Origin of the sequence: Loktanella sp. DSM 29012 (assembly GCF_900110705.1) — a bacterium.
Lineage (GTDB): Bacteria > Pseudomonadota > Alphaproteobacteria > Rhodobacterales > Rhodobacteraceae > Loktanella > Loktanella gaetbuli.
Genome location: NZ_FOEJ01000001.1, coordinates 788,439 through 805,856 on the forward strand (window position 1 = coordinate 788,439; position 17,418 = coordinate 805,856).

The 17,418-nt window shown below is 61.7% G+C and carries 15 protein-coding genes; 4 read left to right on the forward strand and 11 right to left on the reverse strand.

Annotated elements, in window-relative coordinates:
* Positions 1-79: 79 nt before the first annotated feature.
* From ftsH to folD, 4 genes are all read left to right on the forward strand, one after another.
* Complete coding sequence (gene ftsH / locus BMX27_RS03945) at positions 80-1,990, forward strand: ATP-dependent zinc metalloprotease FtsH (RefSeq protein ID WP_090158547.1); 1,911 nt, start codon at positions 80-82, stop codon at positions 1,988-1,990.
* Between the two features lie 66 nt (positions 1,991-2,056).
* Positions 2,057-2,638, forward strand: a complete 582-nt coding sequence (locus BMX27_RS03950) for an MOSC domain-containing protein (protein ID WP_090158745.1) — start codon at positions 2,057-2,059, stop codon at positions 2,636-2,638.
* Positions 2,639-2,734: 96 nt separating this feature from the next.
* On the forward strand, positions 2,735-4,411 hold the full coding sequence (locus BMX27_RS03955; RefSeq protein ID WP_090158548.1) for a formate--tetrahydrofolate ligase: 1,677 nt from the start codon (positions 2,735-2,737) through the stop codon (positions 4,409-4,411).
* A 72-nt stretch (positions 4,412-4,483) separates the two neighbouring features.
* Positions 4,484-5,362, forward strand: a complete 879-nt coding sequence (folD, locus tag BMX27_RS03960) for a bifunctional methylenetetrahydrofolate dehydrogenase/methenyltetrahydrofolate cyclohydrolase FolD (RefSeq protein WP_090158549.1) — start codon at positions 4,484-4,486, stop codon at positions 5,360-5,362.
* Here the strand turns inward: folD and pdeM are convergent.
* The 11 genes from pdeM to BMX27_RS04015 form a co-directional block, all read right to left on the reverse strand.
* Positions 5,307-6,002 carry a ligase-associated DNA damage response endonuclease PdeM gene (gene pdeM / locus BMX27_RS03965; RefSeq protein WP_090158550.1) on the reverse strand — a complete coding sequence of 232 codons (696 nt, stop codon included), beginning with the start codon at positions 6,000-6,002 and terminating at the stop codon, positions 5,307-5,309. The genes folD and pdeM overlap by 56 nt on opposite strands.
* Positions 6,003-6,040: 38 nt before the next feature.
* A complete protein-coding gene (locus tag BMX27_RS03970) occupies positions 6,041-8,440 on the reverse strand; it encodes a ligase-associated DNA damage response DEXH box helicase (protein ID WP_090158551.1) in 2,400 nt (799 codons plus the stop codon).
* A gap of 36 nt (positions 8,441-8,476) precedes the next feature.
* The gene (locus tag BMX27_RS03975) at positions 8,477-9,787 is read right to left on the reverse strand and encodes an ATPase (protein ID WP_090158552.1); all 1,311 of its coding nucleotides are present in this window, start codon (positions 9,785-9,787) and stop codon (positions 8,477-8,479) included.
* 105 nt (positions 9,788-9,892) lie between these two features.
* On the reverse strand, positions 9,893-10,387 hold the full coding sequence (locus BMX27_RS03980) for a prepilin peptidase (RefSeq protein ID WP_090158553.1): 495 nt from the start codon (positions 10,385-10,387) through the stop codon (positions 9,893-9,895).
* A gap of 2 nt (positions 10,388-10,389) precedes the next feature.
* Positions 10,390-11,229: a tetratricopeptide repeat protein gene (locus BMX27_RS03985; RefSeq protein ID WP_090158554.1), complete on the reverse strand. Its 840-nt coding sequence runs from the start codon at positions 11,227-11,229 to the stop codon at positions 10,390-10,392.
* A gap of 26 nt (positions 11,230-11,255) precedes the next feature.
* Positions 11,256-11,804 carry a tetratricopeptide repeat protein gene (locus BMX27_RS03990; RefSeq protein ID WP_090158555.1) on the reverse strand — a complete coding sequence of 183 codons (549 nt, stop codon included), beginning with the start codon at positions 11,802-11,804 and terminating at the stop codon, positions 11,256-11,258.
* Positions 11,805-11,818: 14 nt separating this feature from the next.
* Complete coding sequence (locus BMX27_RS03995; protein ID WP_090158556.1) at positions 11,819-12,811, reverse strand: type II secretion system F family protein; 993 nt, start codon at positions 12,809-12,811, stop codon at positions 11,819-11,821.
* Between the two features lie 8 nt (positions 12,812-12,819).
* The gene (locus BMX27_RS04000) at positions 12,820-13,785 is read right to left on the reverse strand and encodes a type II secretion system F family protein (protein WP_090158557.1); all 966 of its coding nucleotides are present in this window, start codon (positions 13,783-13,785) and stop codon (positions 12,820-12,822) included.
* Between the two features lie 5 nt (positions 13,786-13,790).
* The gene (locus BMX27_RS04005; RefSeq protein WP_090158558.1) at positions 13,791-15,257 is read right to left on the reverse strand and encodes a CpaF family protein; all 1,467 of its coding nucleotides are present in this window, start codon (positions 15,255-15,257) and stop codon (positions 13,791-13,793) included.
* An 11-nt stretch (positions 15,258-15,268) separates the two neighbouring features.
* A complete protein-coding gene (locus BMX27_RS04010) occupies positions 15,269-16,531 on the reverse strand; it encodes an AAA family ATPase (protein WP_090158559.1) in 1,263 nt (420 codons plus the stop codon).
* A 224-nt stretch (positions 16,532-16,755) separates the two neighbouring features.
* Positions 16,756-17,406: an OmpA family protein gene (locus tag BMX27_RS04015; RefSeq protein WP_256212388.1), complete on the reverse strand. Its 651-nt coding sequence runs from the start codon at positions 17,404-17,406 to the stop codon at positions 16,756-16,758.
* Positions 17,407-17,418 lie beyond the last annotated feature (12 nt).

Consider the following 17,418-nt stretch of genomic DNA (forward strand, 5'->3'; position numbering starts at 1 on the left):
TAAGCGTAGAACCTCTATTTTAAGTACATCGTGACGCCGTCCCGCGCGTCGCACCATTCGCCGTCGGAGGAGCCTCGTTTTGGGCAACGCACGTAATATCGTATTTTGGGTCGTTCTGTTCCTGCTGGTCCTGACGCTGTTCAACCTGTTCAGCAACCCGGCAACCAGCGCCAGCAACACCAAGAGCTATTCCGAATTCGTCAGCGCCGTTGAAAACGACGCGGTCGCCAGCGTCACGCTGGATGGCGAACAGGTTCGCTATCGCGGAACCGACGGGCGCGACTACGTCACGATCCGTCCCGGCGACGCCGAAGTGACCAACCTGCTGATCGCGCAGGACATTCCTGTGACGGCGCAAAGCCAAGAACAGTCCGGTCTGCAATCCTTTCTGATCGGTCTGCTGCCCTTTGTGCTGCTGATCGGTGTCTGGATCTATTTCATGAACCGGATGCAGGGCGGCGGCAAAGGTGGTGCGATGGGCTTTGGCAAATCCAAGGCCAAGCTGCTGACCGAAAAGCATGGCCGCGTCACCTTTGACGAGGTTGCAGGCATCGACGAGGCCAAGGACGAGCTGGAAGAGATTGTCGAATTCCTGCGCAATCCGCAGAAATTCAGCCGTCTGGGCGGCAAGATTCCCAAGGGTGCGCTGCTTGTCGGACCTCCGGGCACTGGTAAAACGCTGCTGGCGCGTGCCATCGCAGGCGAGGCTGGCGTGCCCTTCTTCACGATCTCGGGCTCTGATTTCGTCGAAATGTTCGTCGGTGTGGGTGCATCCCGCGTCCGCGACATGTTCGAACAGGCGAAAAAGAACGCGCCCTGCATCGTGTTTATCGACGAAATCGACGCCGTGGGCCGGTCCCGTGGCGCAGGATACGGCGGCGGGAACGACGAACGCGAACAGACGCTGAACCAGCTGCTGGTCGAAATGGATGGTTTCGAGGCGAACGAAGGTATCATCATCATCGCCGCCACCAACCGTCCCGACGTGCTGGACCCCGCGCTGCTGCGTCCCGGTCGCTTTGACCGGCAGGTGCAGGTGCCGAACCCCGACATCAAGGGCCGCGAGAAGATCCTTGGCGTACATGCCCGCAAGGTGCCGCTTGGCCCCGATGTCGATCTGCGCATCATTGCGCGCGGTACGCCGGGTTTCTCTGGCGCGGACCTTGCAAACCTGGTGAACGAAAGCGCGCTGATGGCCGCGCGCGTCGGTCGCCGCTTTGTCACCATGACGGATTTCGAATCCGCCAAGGACAAGGTGATGATGGGGGCGGAACGTCGGTCCATGGTCATGACCGAGGACGAGAAAAAGCTGACAGCCTACCACGAGGCCGGCCACGCCGTCGTCGGGTTGAACGTGCCGCAGCATGATCCCATCCACAAGGCGACGATCATTCCCCGCGGTCGTGCGCTGGGTCTGGTGCTGTCCCTGCCGGAACGCGACCAGCTGAGCGTCAGCTGGACGAAATACACCTCGAAAATCGCGATGGCGATGGGTGGCCGCGTTGCCGAAGAGCTGGTCTTTGGCAAGGAAAACGTAACCTCTGGCGCCGCGTCGGACATCCAGCAGGTGTCGAAAATCGCGCGCGCCATGGTCACGCAGTTCGGCTACGCTGAAGAGTTGGGTTTCGTGGATTACGCCAACGAACAGTCCAGCTATCTGGGTAACTACGGCGGTGGCACAAACCACTCTGCCGATACGCAAAAGATCATCGATGACAAGGTCAAGGAACTGGTGCAGACGGGCTATGAAACAGCCAAGCGTATCCTGACCGAAAAACGTGACGATCTGGAACGTCTGGCGCAGGGGCTGTTGGAATACGAAACCCTGACCGGCAACGAGATCACGCGCGTCATCGCGGGTGAAACGCTGAACCGTGGCGAGGACATGGATGATACGCCCCCGTCGGGTGGCAATGCGATCCCGTCGGTGCCAAAGATCAAGAAAAAGCCAAGCGGTGACAGCGGTATGGAACCAGAACCCACCGCGTGATCCGGACAAAGCTGAAGGCCCCGCGCGGATCGTGCGGGGCCTTTTTCTATGGGGCAGGGGGATGAAATGCCGCAACTGGTCAAAACAGAACACACGGGGCGCATCGTCTGGATGGGGCGGGTGCCGCACCGTGAACGGGCGGAAATCGCAGGCCAGCCCGTCACGACGATGGATCTGGATTTTTCGGGTGCCGTAGGCGAGGTACACGCCGGTCTGACCCGGCCAAGCTGCGTGCGCGTGACGACGCAGTATCCCAAGGGCACCGAAATCCGCAATGTGCGGCAGGTTTCCATCGTCAGTGCCGAAGAACTTGCGATGATTGCGGATGATCTGGGGCTGGAACAGGTCGATCCGGCCTGGCTGGGCGCATCGCTTGTCATCGAGGGGATCGCCGATTTCAGCCATATCCCGCCTTCTGCCCGCCTTCAGTCACAAGGCGGGACAACGCTGACCGTCGATATGCAGAATGCGCCGTGTACGCTGGTGGCCAAAACCATCGAAGAGACGCGCCCCGGCCACGGCAAGGGGTTCAAGGCCGCCGCAAAAGGACGGCGCGGCGTGACCGCATGGGTCGAACGCCCCGGCCGTCTGGCCATGGGCGATGTCATCACGCTGCATGTCCCGAACCAGCGGGCATGGCGACCCTGAACCGACGCTTTTTCAGGCGGATCTGTCGAAAAACAGACGCTTTTGCTGCGCACCCTGCTTAGGCTGCGAGGAACGCAGTTCAGTGAAAGGCCCGCCATGACCGATATGTCCGACATTGCCATCGCCCGCGCCGCTCGGAAATTGCCGATCCAGCAGATTGGCGCAAAGTTGGGAATCAGCCCGGACGATCTGGTGCCCTACGGCCATGACAAGGCAAAGGTCGGCCAAACCTTTATCGATAGTGTTCAGGACAGACCCGATGGCAAACTGATCCTTGTCACCGCGATCAACCCGACCCCCGCAGGCGAGGGCAAGACGACGACGACCGTGGGGCTGGGTGACGGCCTGTGTGCCATCGGCAAACGGGCCGCGATCTGCATCCGCGAGGCGTCATTGGGCCCGTGTTTCGGGATGAAGGGCGGTGCCGCAGGTGGCGGATATGCGCAGGTCATCCCGATGGAGGACATGAACCTGCATTTCACGGGGGACTTCCACGCGATCACAAGCGCCCACAACCTGTTGGCGGCAATGATCGACAACCACATCTACTGGGGCAATGCGCTGGATATCGACATCCGCCGTATCGTCTGGCGCAGGGTGCTGGACATGAACGACCGAGCGCTGCGGCAGGTCAACGTGTCGCTGGGCGGTGTGTCGAACGGGTTTCCGCGCGAAACCGGGTTCGACATCACGGTTGCGTCCGAGGTCATGGCGATCCTCTGTCTGGCGCGCAATCTGGACGATCTGCAACAACGTCTGGGCGACATCATCGTGGCCTATACCCGCGACCGCACCCCCATCACCTGTCGCCAGATCAAGGCGGATGGGGCAATGACGGTGCTGCTGCGCGACGCGATGCAGCCAAACCTGGTGCAGACCCTCGAAAATAACCCGGCCTTTGTTCACGGTGGCCCCTTTGCCAACATCGCACATGGCTGCAATTCTGTGACCGCGACCACGACCGCGCTCAAGCTTGCGGATTATGTCGTGACAGAGGCCGGTTTCGGGGCTGATCTGGGGGCGGAAAAGTTTCTAAACATCAAATGCCGCAAGGCCGGGTTGTCGCCCGCAGTCGTCGTCCTGGTCGCCACGGTGCGCGCCATGAAAATGAACGGTGGCATAGCCAAGACTGATCTGGCCACCGAAAACGTCGCCGCCGTGCAGGCAGGGTGTGCGAACCTTGGCCAGCATATCGCCAATGTGCAGGGTTTCGGGGTGCCGGTCGTGGTGGCGATCAACCATTTCAGCGGCGACACGCAGGCCGAAATCGACGCGGTCACGGCCTATGTTGCGGGTCAGGGATCAGAGGCGATCCTGTGTCGCCACTGGGCCGAGGGATCAGATGGAACCCGCGATCTGGCCACCCGCGTGGCCGCCATCGCGGATGCCGGGACGGCCCGGTTCCAGACGCTCTATCCCGACGATATGCCCTTGCTGGACAAGATCGAGACAATTGCGACCCGCATCTACCACGCCGATGGCATCGCAGCGGGCGCCAAAATCCGCGCGCAGCTGACACAATGGGAGGCGCAGGGGTTCGGACACCTGCCGATCTGCATGGCAAAAACACAATATTCGTTCAGCACGGATCCCGACCTGCGCGGCGCACCACGGGGACATACCGTCCCCATCCGCGAGGTGCGCCTGTCCGCCGGGGCCGGTTTCATCGTTGCGATCTGCGGTGATATCATGACAATGCCCGGCCTGCCGCGCGTTCCCGCGGCTGAATCCATCGGATTGAACGCCAGAGGTGAAATCGAGGGTTTGTTCTGACGCCGTCCGGCGCTATTGCCCCCGTAATGGGGGCAAGGCACCCCGCCCACCGTCCCAAGCAGAGGTGATGACATGACGGCGACCGTGATTGATGGAAAGGCATTTGCCGCAAAGGTGCGCGCAAAGGTCGGCACCCATGTGGCGCGACTGAAGGACGAACACGGGATCACCCCCGGCCTCGCGGTGGTGCTGGTCGGTGAAGACCCTGCCAGTCAGGTTTACGTCAAGATGAAGGGCAAGATGACCAAAGAGGTCGGCATGCTGTCGCTGGAATACCGCCTCAATGCGGATGCAGACGAGGATGACGTGTTGCGACTGGTCGCGGACCTGAACGCCAATCCAGAGGTGCACGGCATCCTCGTGCAGCTGCCACTGCCAAAACACATGGAAGAGGCCAAGGTTCTGGCCGCGATCGACCCCGCCAAGGATGTCGACGGCTTTCACATCTCGAACGTCGGTCTGCTGGCCACCGGGCAAAAGGCGATGATCCCCTGCACGCCGCTGGGGTGCCTTATGATGCTGCGTGACCATCACGGTGATCTGTCGGGCATGAATGCCGTGGTTATTGGCCGGTCCAACATCGTGGGCAAGCCGATGGCGCAACTGCTGCTGGGCGACAGCTGCACCGTGACCATCGCCCATTCGCGGACCCGTGATCTGGCCGAGGTGGTCCGCCGTGCCGATATCGTCGTGGCCGCCGTCGGACGGCCGAGGATGGTTGGGGCCGGTTGGATCAAACCGGGGGCCACGGTCATCGACGTGGGCATCAACCGCACGGACGATGGTCTGGTCGGGGACGTGGATTATGCGCCCGTGGCAGAGGTCGCAGGGGCCATCACGCCCGTGCCCGGTGGTGTCGGCCCGATGACCATCGCCTGCCTGCTTGCCAACACGGTTACGGCCTGCTGCCGCGCAAACGACCTGGCGGAACCGGACGGGTTGACGGCGTAACCGGCACGGCAATCGCACGCCTGCCGGTCAGCACCGCGCAGGGCCGATCGAACAACGCTGCCAACACGGGATCGGTCGCACGCAGACCGCCCGTGTAGGCCCCAAAGGCCGGCAGGATCAGCCGCCTGCGGTCGAACAGAAAACAGGGCCGCGCGGACCCCGCGCCGGGGATCGCGTATTTCGGGTGGTAGTGGCCTGATACCTCGCCCGGCTGTGCCGTGGCGATGTGGCGAAAGACCAGCGGGCCGCAGTGATAGGCGGCCAGATGTGTGCCACCGAATTCCACCGGGCCGGGGTCGTGATTGCCTTCGATCCAGATCCACTGGCGGCCCGCCTGCATCGCTGTCAGACTGCCCGCATCCTCGGCTGACAGGGTTTCTGCCGCCAGCAAGTCATCGAAACTGTCGCCCAGGCAGATGACCGTCGTCGGATCACAGGCTGTTATGTCAGCGGCCAGACGCGCAAGCGTCTCGCGCGTCTCGTAGGGGGGCAGCATCTGGCCAGACCGGCGTGCCACGCGGTCGGATTTGCACAGATGCAGGTCCGACACGCACAACAGACGCTGATCCGGCCACCACAGCGCACCCGATGCCAGGGCGCGCAGCGTGGTGTCGCAAAAGGTCAAGGTGTAGGCGTTCATGGTCCGTTCCTGCCGCGCTTTGTCGGGCGATGCAAGCGCTAGAGATCGGCCAGCCCGGCGTCCCGCATCAGTTGTGCCGCGGTGTCTTCCATCAGGCGTTCGGCACCCGCACCCTTGATCGGGATGCGGCCCATTTCCAGCAACATCGGCGCTGCCAGCGGGGTCGGGCGGTTCAGCGTTACGTGATCGACACGGCCTGCGGTGCGCGTCAGCATTTCCTCGATCCGGCCAAAATCCACGAGGCCGCGCAGCGCCTCTTCGCGGGTGATCTGCAACATCAGGTGGTCGGGATCGTATTTCGCCAGCGTGTCATACAGGATGTCGGACGAAAATGTCGCCTGCCGCCCGGATTTGCGGGCCTGTGGCAGATTGCGCTGGATCAGCCCCGCAATGGTGGCCGAGGCGCGAAAGGTGCGTTTCATCACCGCATTGCCGCCCAGCCAGTCATTGAACCCGTCCAGCATCGCATCGCGGACGAACAGCGGCGCAGGATCGGTCACAGGATTCAGGCCCCAAACCAGCGTGGCATAGTCGGTCGCGACAAACCCCAGCGGATCGAGATCTTCTTCTTCCATCCGTTTGGTCAGCAGCAGACCCAGCGTTTGTTGCGCGTTGCGCCCGGCAAAGCCGTAGAAACAGGTATGTGCGCGATCGTTGTGTGGAAAGGATTCGACAAGAATGCGATCGGCCTCGGGCAGTTTGGACACCCGACGCTGCATGTGCAGCCAATCGGACGTGTGGCCGGGCAGTTGCGGCCAGTCGTCCTGCTGGAACATGCGCAGCACGCGCTGTGACAATTGCGTGGATGTGGCGAATTTGGTGCCCATGAATGTCGCGATCTTGGGCGGCTTGTCGGCGCGGCGCGTCACCTCGACACTGACCTCGCGTAGGCCCTCGTAACGGACGATTTCGCCGCCGATCAGGAATGTGTCGCCTTTGGTCAGCTGCGCGGCAAAGGCCTCTTCGACTTCGCCCAATGGCTTGAACCCACCCTTCAGCCGCACCTTGAGCCGGTCGGCGTCCTGAATGGTGCCGATGTTCATGCGGATATCGCGGGCGGCACGCGGGTCGCGCAGATACCATAACCCATCGCGCAGCAGCAGCCGTTTCCAGCGGTCGTAGGCGCGCAGGGCGTAGCCGCCAGTGGCGCAGAAATCGAGGCAATCATCGAATTCCGCCCGTGTCAGACTGGAGAATGCGCCGACCGTTTGCACCTCGGTAAACAGGTCGTCCGCGTCGAACGGTCCGGCGCAGGCCCGGATCAGAATGTGCTGACACAGAACGTCGCGCGGACCCGCCCCTTTGGGGTCGCCGTCCAGATCATGCGCCCGCGCGGCCTCGAGTGCGGCCACGCATTCCACGACCTCGAACCGGTTCGCGGGCACCAGCAGCGCCTTTGATGGGGCGTTGTAGCGGTGGTTTGCGCGTCCGATCCGCTGGATCAGGCGTTTGACGTTTTTCGGCGCGCCAATCTGGATCACCAGATCCACGTCGCCCCAATCGATGCCCAAATCCAGACTGCCCGTACAGACAATCGCCCGCAAATCGCCGCGCACCATCGCGGATTCGACCTTTTCCCGCTGGGCACGGTCCAGACTGCCGTGGTGGATGCCGATGGGCAGATCGGTGTCGTTGGCCAGCCAGAGGTTGTGGAAAAACAGCTCTGCCTGTGCGCGGGTATTGTGAAAAATCAGTGTCGTCTTGTGCTGTTTGACCTGTTCCAGCACCGCCGGGATCGCATGGCGGGCATTGCCGCCGGACCAGGGCGGACGTTCCCGGGTCACCAGCATCGCGATATCGGGGTCGGGGCCGGGATCGGCATAGAGGATTTCGCAAGGATCAGGATGACAGGCGAGGCCGTGGGCGATGGCGGCAGGGTCCTCGACCGTGGCGGACAGGCCGACGCGGCGCAGGTTCGGGCACATGGCCTGCAAGCGCGACAGTGCCAGCATCAGCTGATCGCCCCTTTTGGATTCCGCCAGTGCATGAATTTCGTCCACGACGATACGTTGCAGTCCTGCGAACATGCGCGGCGCGTCCTCGTAGGATGTCAGCAGAGCCAGGCTTTCCGGCGTGGTCAGCAGGATGTGCGGCGGGTCGGCGCGCTGGCGTTTCTTGGCGGTGGCGGTCGTGTCGCCCGTCCGGTCCTCGACCCGGATCGGCAGGCCCATCTCGTCGATCGGGGTGCGCAGGTTGCGTTTGATATCCGCGGCCAGTGCCTTTAACGGCGACACATAGAGCGTATGCAACCCGTCGTGTCCGCCGTCCGCCAGTTCCGCCAGTGTGGGCAGAAACCCCGCCAATGTCTTGCCGCCGCCGGTCGGCGCGATCAGCAGCAGCGACGCGGCATCGGCGCGGTCCAGCATGTCCTGCTGGTGCGGATGCACGGACCAGCCGCGCGCGGCAAACCAATCATGAAAGACAGGGGGGAGGTTCATCCCCCCTAGGTGTAGCTCAGGGTGCCCGTCGTCAAGTCAGCGGACGATATCCTCGTCCTTGACGAACATATTGGCCCAGGCGCGGTCCATCAGTTCAGGCGTCATCTGATAGGGGATGCCCTCGAATTCGCAGATCGCGATCATCTGGTCGATCAGGAATACGGGCTGATAGTTCGCATAGACGTTGTCGATCGTCGGGTAGAGGTTGTTCAGCAGATGCAGCAGCGTGCCCTCATCCAGCGGCATCTTTTTCTTGCGCGCGACAAGCGAGAAGATTTTCAGGAAATCGGACTGGCTGGGGCCGTCGATCTTGATCTTGTAGAAAATCCGGCGCAACGCGGCCTGGTCGAAAATTGCATTGGGGTGAAAGTTGGTGGAAAAGATCACCAGCGTATCGAACGGCACCTCGAATTTTTCGCCCGATTGCAGTGCCAGGATATCCTTGTTTTCCTCCAGCGGGACGATCCAGCGGTTCACCAGCGCTTGCGGCGGTTCGGCCTGACGGCCAAGGTCGTCGACGATGAAGATGCCGCCCGTCGATTTCATCTGCAGCGGTGCCTGATAGGTCCGCGCCACGGGGTTGTAGACCAGATCCAGCATGTCCAGCGACAATTCACCCCCCGTGATGACCGTGGGGCGTTCGCAGCGCACGTAGCGCGTGTCGAACATGCCCGTCGTGCGGCGCAGCGAATTGGGGTCCTGTTCATCGGCCTCGGCCTGCGAATGCACGATGGGGTCATAGACCGAAATGATCTGGCCCGAATATTCCACGGCACGCGGGACATAGATCTTGTCCCCCATGGCGTCGCGAATCCCGTTCGAGATGGACGATTTCCCGTTGCCCGGCGGGCCATACATCAGGATCGACCGGCCGGAACTGACGGCAGGGCCCAGGTTTCCGATCAGCGCGGGCGGCAGGATCAGGTGGCCCATCGCGCCGGTCAACTGGTCGCGGGTGACCTGGATATTGCGGATCGACTGGCGTTTGATCTGTTCGTGATAGACCGACAGCGGCACCGGCATCGCACCGTAGTATTCTGACTGGGACAGCGCCTCGTTCGCGCGATTTCGGCCTGCGTCGGTCAATTGGTAGCCCATCTCGGACCCCGACGACGCCGACAGCGTGCCGGTCGCCTCGAGCAAGAGCTGACTGCGGGCGATGTCGATCAGTTCCTGCGTGACGTTGATCGGCAGGCAGATGACCTTGGCGATGGCGGCCGCCTCGGTCAGGTTGGTGCGGAACATCGACTTGATCAGGATGTCGCGCATCATCGGCAGCGCCAGCTTCATCTCGCTCAGCGTTTTAGGGCGGGGCGGCGCGACGACGCCGGAAACTTGCATGTTCATTGGATGACCCTGGCTGCTGGCAGGGTCGCACCCCCGCCTATGGGTCAATGCATGGCGGGGCTTTATGGCCGAATGATGGACAAATTCGTGTCAGGCTGGGGCAGATCAGCCGCCAAAGGCCGCCAGTCCCAGATACAGCGTCAGCGCCATCGCCAACGGCAGGCCCATCGGGAAACGATTGCCAGATGTCCAGCTTTCCCAATGGGGATAGCGGGCGCGCAAGGGTGTCAGACGCAGCAGACGGTGCAGGATGATCCCGATGATCATGCAGGCGGACAACATCAGCATCATCGCGCTGATATCGCCGGCCGCGACCATCGGCGCACCGGCGGCCATGAATTTCGCGTCACCCGCCCCCAGCCAGCCTGTCATGTTCAGCAAGATGCCGATGACCAGCATCACGACCAGATGCAGGTAGTTCCACAGATAGACGTCCAGCGGCAATGCGACCAATCCCAGCACGGCATAGGCCGCGAACAGGGCCAGCACGGCCTTGTTCGGGATTTTCATGGTCGAGACGTCCCTGAACGCGACCCAGATCGAAATCGGGATGGCGGGTATCAGGAACAGCAGCGCGGCGGTCGTAGGCAGAGCCAACATGATCACGCCTCAAGCGCGCGCAGCGAACGGGCGGCTTCCTCAAAGTGCTGGGGATGTGTGTCGATCGCTTCGGTCAACAGACCCTTGCCGATGGTCAGATCGTTCTGTTTGATCGCCGTCAGGGCCATCGTGTACAGCAATTGCGCGCGTTCCACCTGCGTCATCGGAATGACGGGCAGGTCGTAGCGGCGCTGCGCCCCGCGAGCCAGCACCAGATTGTTTTTCGCGGTGAACATCGTGCTGTCCTGGCGCAGCGCGTCGGTGAACAGGCGTTCGGCACCCGCGTAATCGCCGCGCGTCAGCTTGGAAAAGCCCCAGTTGTTGATCACGCCGGCGGGTGTCGTCGTCAGGCCGGCAGCGGTCTGATAGAATGAATCGGCCTTGTCCCACTGTTTCTTGCTGTCGGCGACCATGGCCTCCAGCTTGTAGCGGTCGAATGTTTCGTGGGTGGGCGGGATCGCATTCAGCGTGGCAGCGGCGGCGTCCCACTGGTTGGCGCGGATCTGCGCATCTGCGAGGTTCACGCGGTCGTCGCTGTTGGATTGGGGATGGGCAATCACGTTGTTCCATGCGGTGATCGCCTCGGTGGCGCGACCAGCCCGGACCAGCGATTTCGCCAGTCCCCGCATCAGGTCGACCCGGCCCGGATCATTGGCATTGGCCCCGGCAAAATAACGGACGGCCTCGTCGGGATCACCGACGGTCAGCATCACGTCATTCAGATTGGTTTCGTCGACGACGTTCAGATCCTGGAGGGCGCGTTGCACTTCGGCATCGCCGTTCTTGGCGCAAGCCGACAGGACAAGGGTCCCGGCCAGGGCGATCAGAATAGGGTGGCGCATTTTTTGCGTCCTTTGCTGCTACTGCCTCAGAGCGGTTCGACGGTCACACCATCGTCCCTGACGACCAGTTGAAACTGGTTCTGTTGGCTGTCAGCGTAAATCGCGCCATCGCGTTTGGCGAGCGCCAAGGCCAAGTTCTGGCGAATAGCGTCCGAATTCCCGTTATCCGTGGCAAAAGCGCGACGGAAAACCTCGGCGGCTTCGGCGAATTTGCCCTGTTCCATCAGCAGAACGCCCAGATTGTTCCAGGCCGGCGGGAAATCTGGGGCATCTTCTGCGGCGCGGCGCAACAGGTCTTCGGCCTGACCCAGGCGGCCCAATCGCAGGTTGGCGGACCCCAGTGCCGACAATGTATCGACGTTCAGGCCATCGCGTGCGGCGGCGCGGGTGTAGGCGCGCAGGGCCAGTTCGTATTCCCCGGCGGCCATCAGGCGGTGGCCGACCACCAGCCCGTCGGTTTCCGCCTCGCCGGCAATACCGGGCGCGAAAACCGGCTGTTCGGGTTCATCGAAAAATCCGCAGCCGGTCATCAGGAAACACAGACCCGCCAGTGCCAAACTGCGCCAACCGATCATGTGTCCTGTTCCTCTTAGCCGCCAGCAGATCCCAGAATGTCACCCATGGCGTAAACCGAGGGTCCGATCAAGATGAGCAGTAGCGGCGGCACCGTCAACATCATCGTGGCCAGCGTCATCTTGGTCGGCAGCTTGTTTGCCTTTTCCTCGGCTCGCATCACGCGTTTATCGCGCATTTCGCCGGCATAGACGCGCAGTGCGTCAGCAATGGATGTACCGAATTGCTGGCTTTGGATCAGGACGGTCACGAAACTGGTGATGTCCGGCGTGCCGCAGCGTTCTGCCATGTCGCGCATGACGGATTCCTTGTCCTTGCCGGCCTTCAGTTCCTGCGACACCATTTCGTATTCGCCCGCCAGATCGGGGAAACCCGATTTCATTTCGCGGGCGACGCGCATGATCGACTGATCCAGCGATTGACCGGCCTCGACGCAGACCAGCATCAGGTCGAGGCTGTCGGGAAACCCGTCCTCGATATTCTGCTGCCGCGTCGCCTGACGGCGGGTGATCCAGTACATCGGGAACATGTAGCCGGCAAAACCGGGGATCACGATCATGAATGCCACCGCCTGACCAGTCAGCTCTTCGTTGGTGAGCGAGTCGAGATAGGCATAGATACATCCCAGGATCAGGCCGATGATCCCCAGGGCGAACTTTGCAAAATGAAAATTGCGCACCGCGTTGCGGCTCTTGTAGCCCGCCTGAAGCAGCTTCAGCTTCATCGCGGAATAGGCTTCCTCGTCCTGCGGCTCGAGGAAGGTCGCGTATTTTTCCAGCTGATCCTTTTTCTTTTCCTCGCGCAGACGCTGTCGTTTGTTGTCTGACTTGTCGGGCTTGGGTGGCTGGTTCGCTGCCTTCAGGCGATCCAGCGGGTCCTCTTCCTTTTTCAGCAGGACCGGCAACGTTGCGACGACCATTGTGAAACCAATGGCCCCGAGCAGCATCACCAGACCAAAGGGGCCCAGCATATCGGTGATCGTGGTATTCGCGTATTCCAGAAAACTCATGTCAGACCTCAAACTTTAATGTTCACAAGGGCTTTCATCACGAACAGGTTCACGATGAGAAACGCGGCAACAACCAGACAGGCCGGGATAAAGATCGGTTTATCCATGACCTCGTCATAATAGCCCGGTTGCACAAGGTTGATGCCCACCAGTGCCAGGATCGGGAAACCCGACAGCAGTTTGCCGGACCATTTGGCTTCTGCCGTGATCGCCTTGACCCGGCGAAACAGGCGGAACCGCGCACGGATCACCTTGCCCAGACCGTCAAGTACCTCGGCCAGGTTGCCGCCCGATGTGGCCTGAATGGTCACGGCCACGGCCAGAAACCGCATGTCCTGCATGTCCAGCCGTTCGGCGAGCGTTTTCAGACATTCGCCCATGTCCCGGCCATAGGCGGCCTCGTCCGACACGATCCCCATTTCAGTGCCCAGCGGGTCGGGCACCTCGCGCGCGACGATCGCCACGGCAGACGCAAAGGGGTGGCCGACGCGCAGCGATCGCACCATCAGTTCGACTGCCTCGGGCAGCTGTTCTTCCAGCATGGCCGTGCGCTTGGTCGCCTTGCCGTTGATCCAGGTATAGACCGCGCCAATCCCCATCGCGACCGCGACGACCGCGCGGGTGGGGGCCTCGACACTGGTGGCCACCGACAGACCGATGAAGGCCATGACGCTGACGCCAGCCATCAGCATGATGATCTGCGACGGTGTGAATGCGATATTGGCCTTTTGCGCCTTGGTCGCGAGGATCGAGTACAGCGGAATGCGCTGTGATCGCATGTGCTGGGTCATCTCCTTGCGGAGTTGTTCCAGCACCTTTTCGCGGTTGCCACCTTTTTCCAGCATGTCCAGACGGCGGTTGACCTTGCCGTCCATCGAAATGGATTTGCCGAAAATGACCAGATACACGCCCTGAACCGTCGCCAGAACGGCGGCAAAGATCACGGCATAGATGATGGGTTCCATTGAAATCATGATGATTACTCCGCGGCCATGGGTTCAAAGATCTGCGGCGGCAGGTCGTAGCCCCACAGTTTGAAACGATCGGAAAAGTGACTGCGCACGCCAGTCGCCGTGAAATGACCGATGATCTTGTTTTCCGGTGTCAGGCCGACGCGCTGATACTTGAAAATTTCCTGCATCGAGATGACGTCGCCCTCCATCCCGGTGATTTCGGTGATAGATGTCATGCGACGCGAACCGTCCTGCAGACGGGATGCCTGCACGATCAGGTTCACAGCCGATGAAATCTGGCTGCGCATCGCCTTGATCGGCATCTCGATACCCGCCATCGCGATCATGTTTTCCAGACGGCTGACACCGTCGCGGGCGCTGTTGGCGTGGATCGTGGTCATCGACCCGTCGTGGCCGGTGTTCATGGCCTGCAACATGTCGATGACTTCCTCGCCGCGGGTTTCACCCACGATGATCCGGTCAGGGCGCATCCGCAGCGCGTTTTTCAGACAGTCCCGCTGGCTGACACCACCCTTGCCCTCGACGTTGGGCGGGCGGCTTTCCATACGGCCCACATGGGTCTGTTGCAGCTGAAGTTCGGCCGTATCCTCGATCGTCAGAATACGTTCGCTGTTGTCGATAAAGGACGACAGCGCGTTCAGCGTCGTGGTCTTACCCGAACCCGTACCGCCCGACACGATGACGTTCAGACGGGTCGCGACAGCGGCCTGCAGGTAGGCGGCCATTTCCTCGGAGAACGCGCCAAAGGCGACCAGATCGTCGATCCCCAGCTTGTCCTTCTTGAATTTACGGATGGACACCAGGCTGCCATCCACGGCCACGGGCGGCACCATCGCGTTGAAACGCGACCCATCGGCCAGGCGCGCGTCGACATAGGGGTTGGATTCGTCAACACGCCGGCCCACGGCGGACACGATCTTGTCGATGATCCGCAGCAGGTGCTTTTCGTCCTTGAACGTGATGTCGGTCAGTTCCAGCTTGCCCGCGCGTTCCACGAAAATCTGTTGCGGACCGTTGACCAGGATATCGTTGACGGTGTCATCCTTGAGCAGGGTTTCCAGCGGTCCCAGACCCGTCACCTCGAAAAACAGATCCTGTGACAGGGTCACCCGTTCGTCGCGGGTCAGGACGATTCCCATTTCTTCGAGGGATTCGGTCGCGATCGCGTTGATTTCGTTGCGCAGATCGGTTTCGGATGCATTTTCCAGCGCGGCCAGGTTCAGGTTGTCCAGCAGCGCCTTGTGCAGTTCCAGCTTGATCTCGCCCAGACGCTCCTTGCGCTTTTTCTCGCGGTCGGCGGCGGGCACCTCTGCCGGACGCGCCGCGCGCGGTTTCATCAGGCTGACCTTTTCGACCGCAGCCGGTGTTGCGACGGGGACAGGCGCGGGTGCGGGCTTGGGGGCCGCTTTGCCAAGGACCGGCTTTTCGGTCCGTGCACCTGCGTCGCCTGGTTTCTTATATTTGGAAAACATCAGTTCACCTTTCAGGCAGCGTCCGCTGCTTCGGATTTATTGACCGCATGGACGGATGCCGCGAGTTTCGCGAGTTCCTTGCGCAGGGCGTTCTTGGGGGCCGCGACGGCCAGCGGTGTGCCGTGATCGCAGCTTTGTGCGACCTGGCGGCCGCCGTCGGGCATCATGACCTCGATGGGGATGCCCAGTGAATCGGCCATGCGCTTGACCCGTGCCTTGCCTGACAGATCGGTAAATCCGGGGGCCCGGTTCATGACGAACCGCAGCTTTTCGAATGGCAGATCCTCGGATTGCAGCGTCCGTTTCAGGCGCAGCGTGTTTTGCGCCGACCGCATGTCCAGTTCCAGCATCGCGAAATAGACATGCGATGCCTCGAGCACGGTCTGCGACCATTCCACCATCGCCGTGGGCATGTCGATGATGACGTAGTCGAAATTCGTTCGGGCCATTTCCAGCAGGCGGCCCACGTCGTCCGTGTCGATCAGTTCCAGCGGGACCATGTCGCTGGGCGCTGTCAGCACGTGCAGTTTTTCATCAAAGGAAACCAGCGCCTGCATGAACGCTGTGCTGTCCATCATGTCGGTGGCAGACAGCAGTTCCAGCACGGCCTCGCGGCGCGGCAGGTCCAGGTAGGTGGACATGCTGCCGTATTGCAGATCCAGGTCCAGCACGCAGACACGCGGCTGTTCGCCCTTTTTGTTCACGTTGGCCAGTTCCCACGCCAGGTTCAGGCCAAATGTGGTCGCACCCGTTCCGCCGGCCATGCCGTGCACGGCGATCAGCACAGCCTCGTGGGTGCCGGTCGGTTTCAGGGCCTTGGGCTCATCCACCAGCGCGGGGGGTGCAGCAGGCGTTTCGGGCGGCGGGGCCAGAACCCGGTCGATGGCCTGTGACAATTCGTTTTCGGGCAGAGGGTAGGGGACGAATTCATCGCCACCGTCGCGCAACAGCCGGTGCAACGTGGTCGGAGACACATCCTCGGTAATCAGGATCACCTTGATCCCCTGATCGCGGGCGGCGCGCACGACGTCGGAAATCTGGTCCAGATCCTCTTCGTCCTCGGCGTCCATCGCAACGGCGAGGAATTGCAGCTCCGCCGCTTCCGGTTGGCTCAGAAAGGCCAGCGCCTCGTCAAAACGCAGGTCGCCCCAACGTTCGCCCAGCGCAGTTTCCATGTCCTCGATCAGCAGGTCAAAGACCTGCACATCCCGGCTTACGGTGCATGCGATCAATTCGGTGCTGTCAATCAGTGCCGCTGCTGCTGCGTTATTCATTGCCTGCCGTCCTCATTACTGCGACGCGGTCCGGGCAAGCATGAAGCGGTGTTGATCCCGCACATCCGACCCGGATCGCATGTCCCCGCCCAAAGGGGGGAACGATCCTAATGATCAGGATATGACGGGCAATCTGGGCAAGATTGGGTCAAATTCATCGTCATTGTGCGGTATTTGGCGACGATGGCAGACGGGGCGGAACACTGTTCCGCCCGGTAGGGGGGTTATTCGCCCCCGGCACCACCTTCGGTGGCCGATATTTCGGTCGTTGGCACGGCGCTCAGCACGTATTCACGGAACACGACCTGCGCGTATTTGCCGTTCAGCAGCATCGGTGACCCGGCAACAAAGCCGGACACCTCGGTCACGGTGCGCCGGTTGCGCATCTCTGGCTGCTGGGTGGCGACGACGGGTCGTGTTTCGCCGAATGACACCAGGGCCTCCAGCCGGTTACGGCTGATCCCTTGGGTCGCCAGATAGGCCACCACGGCATTGGCGCGGTCGCGTCCCAGACGTTCGTTATAGGCGGCCGAGCCGACCAGATCGGTGTGGCCATAGACACGGAACCGGATTTCGGGGAATTGCCGGATCCAGTTGGCCTGCTGTTGCAGCACGGCCTGCGCCTGCGGTGTCAACACACTGGAATTGAACGGAAAGGTAACGGTGCTTTCGACTTCGGTCGCGAAACGAACGGCCAGTGCATCAGTCGCCTGCTGCGGGTTCGTCATGGCCTGAATATTCGCCGCCGTTGCGGCACCGAATTGCGCGTCGACCGCTTGGGCCGCTGCAATTTCATCGGGGAACATGCCGGCGGGTCTGTTGGAACAGCCCGCGACGGTCAACGCCGCCAGGCCCAGGATCAACGTCGTTTTCATGGCCACGGCTCC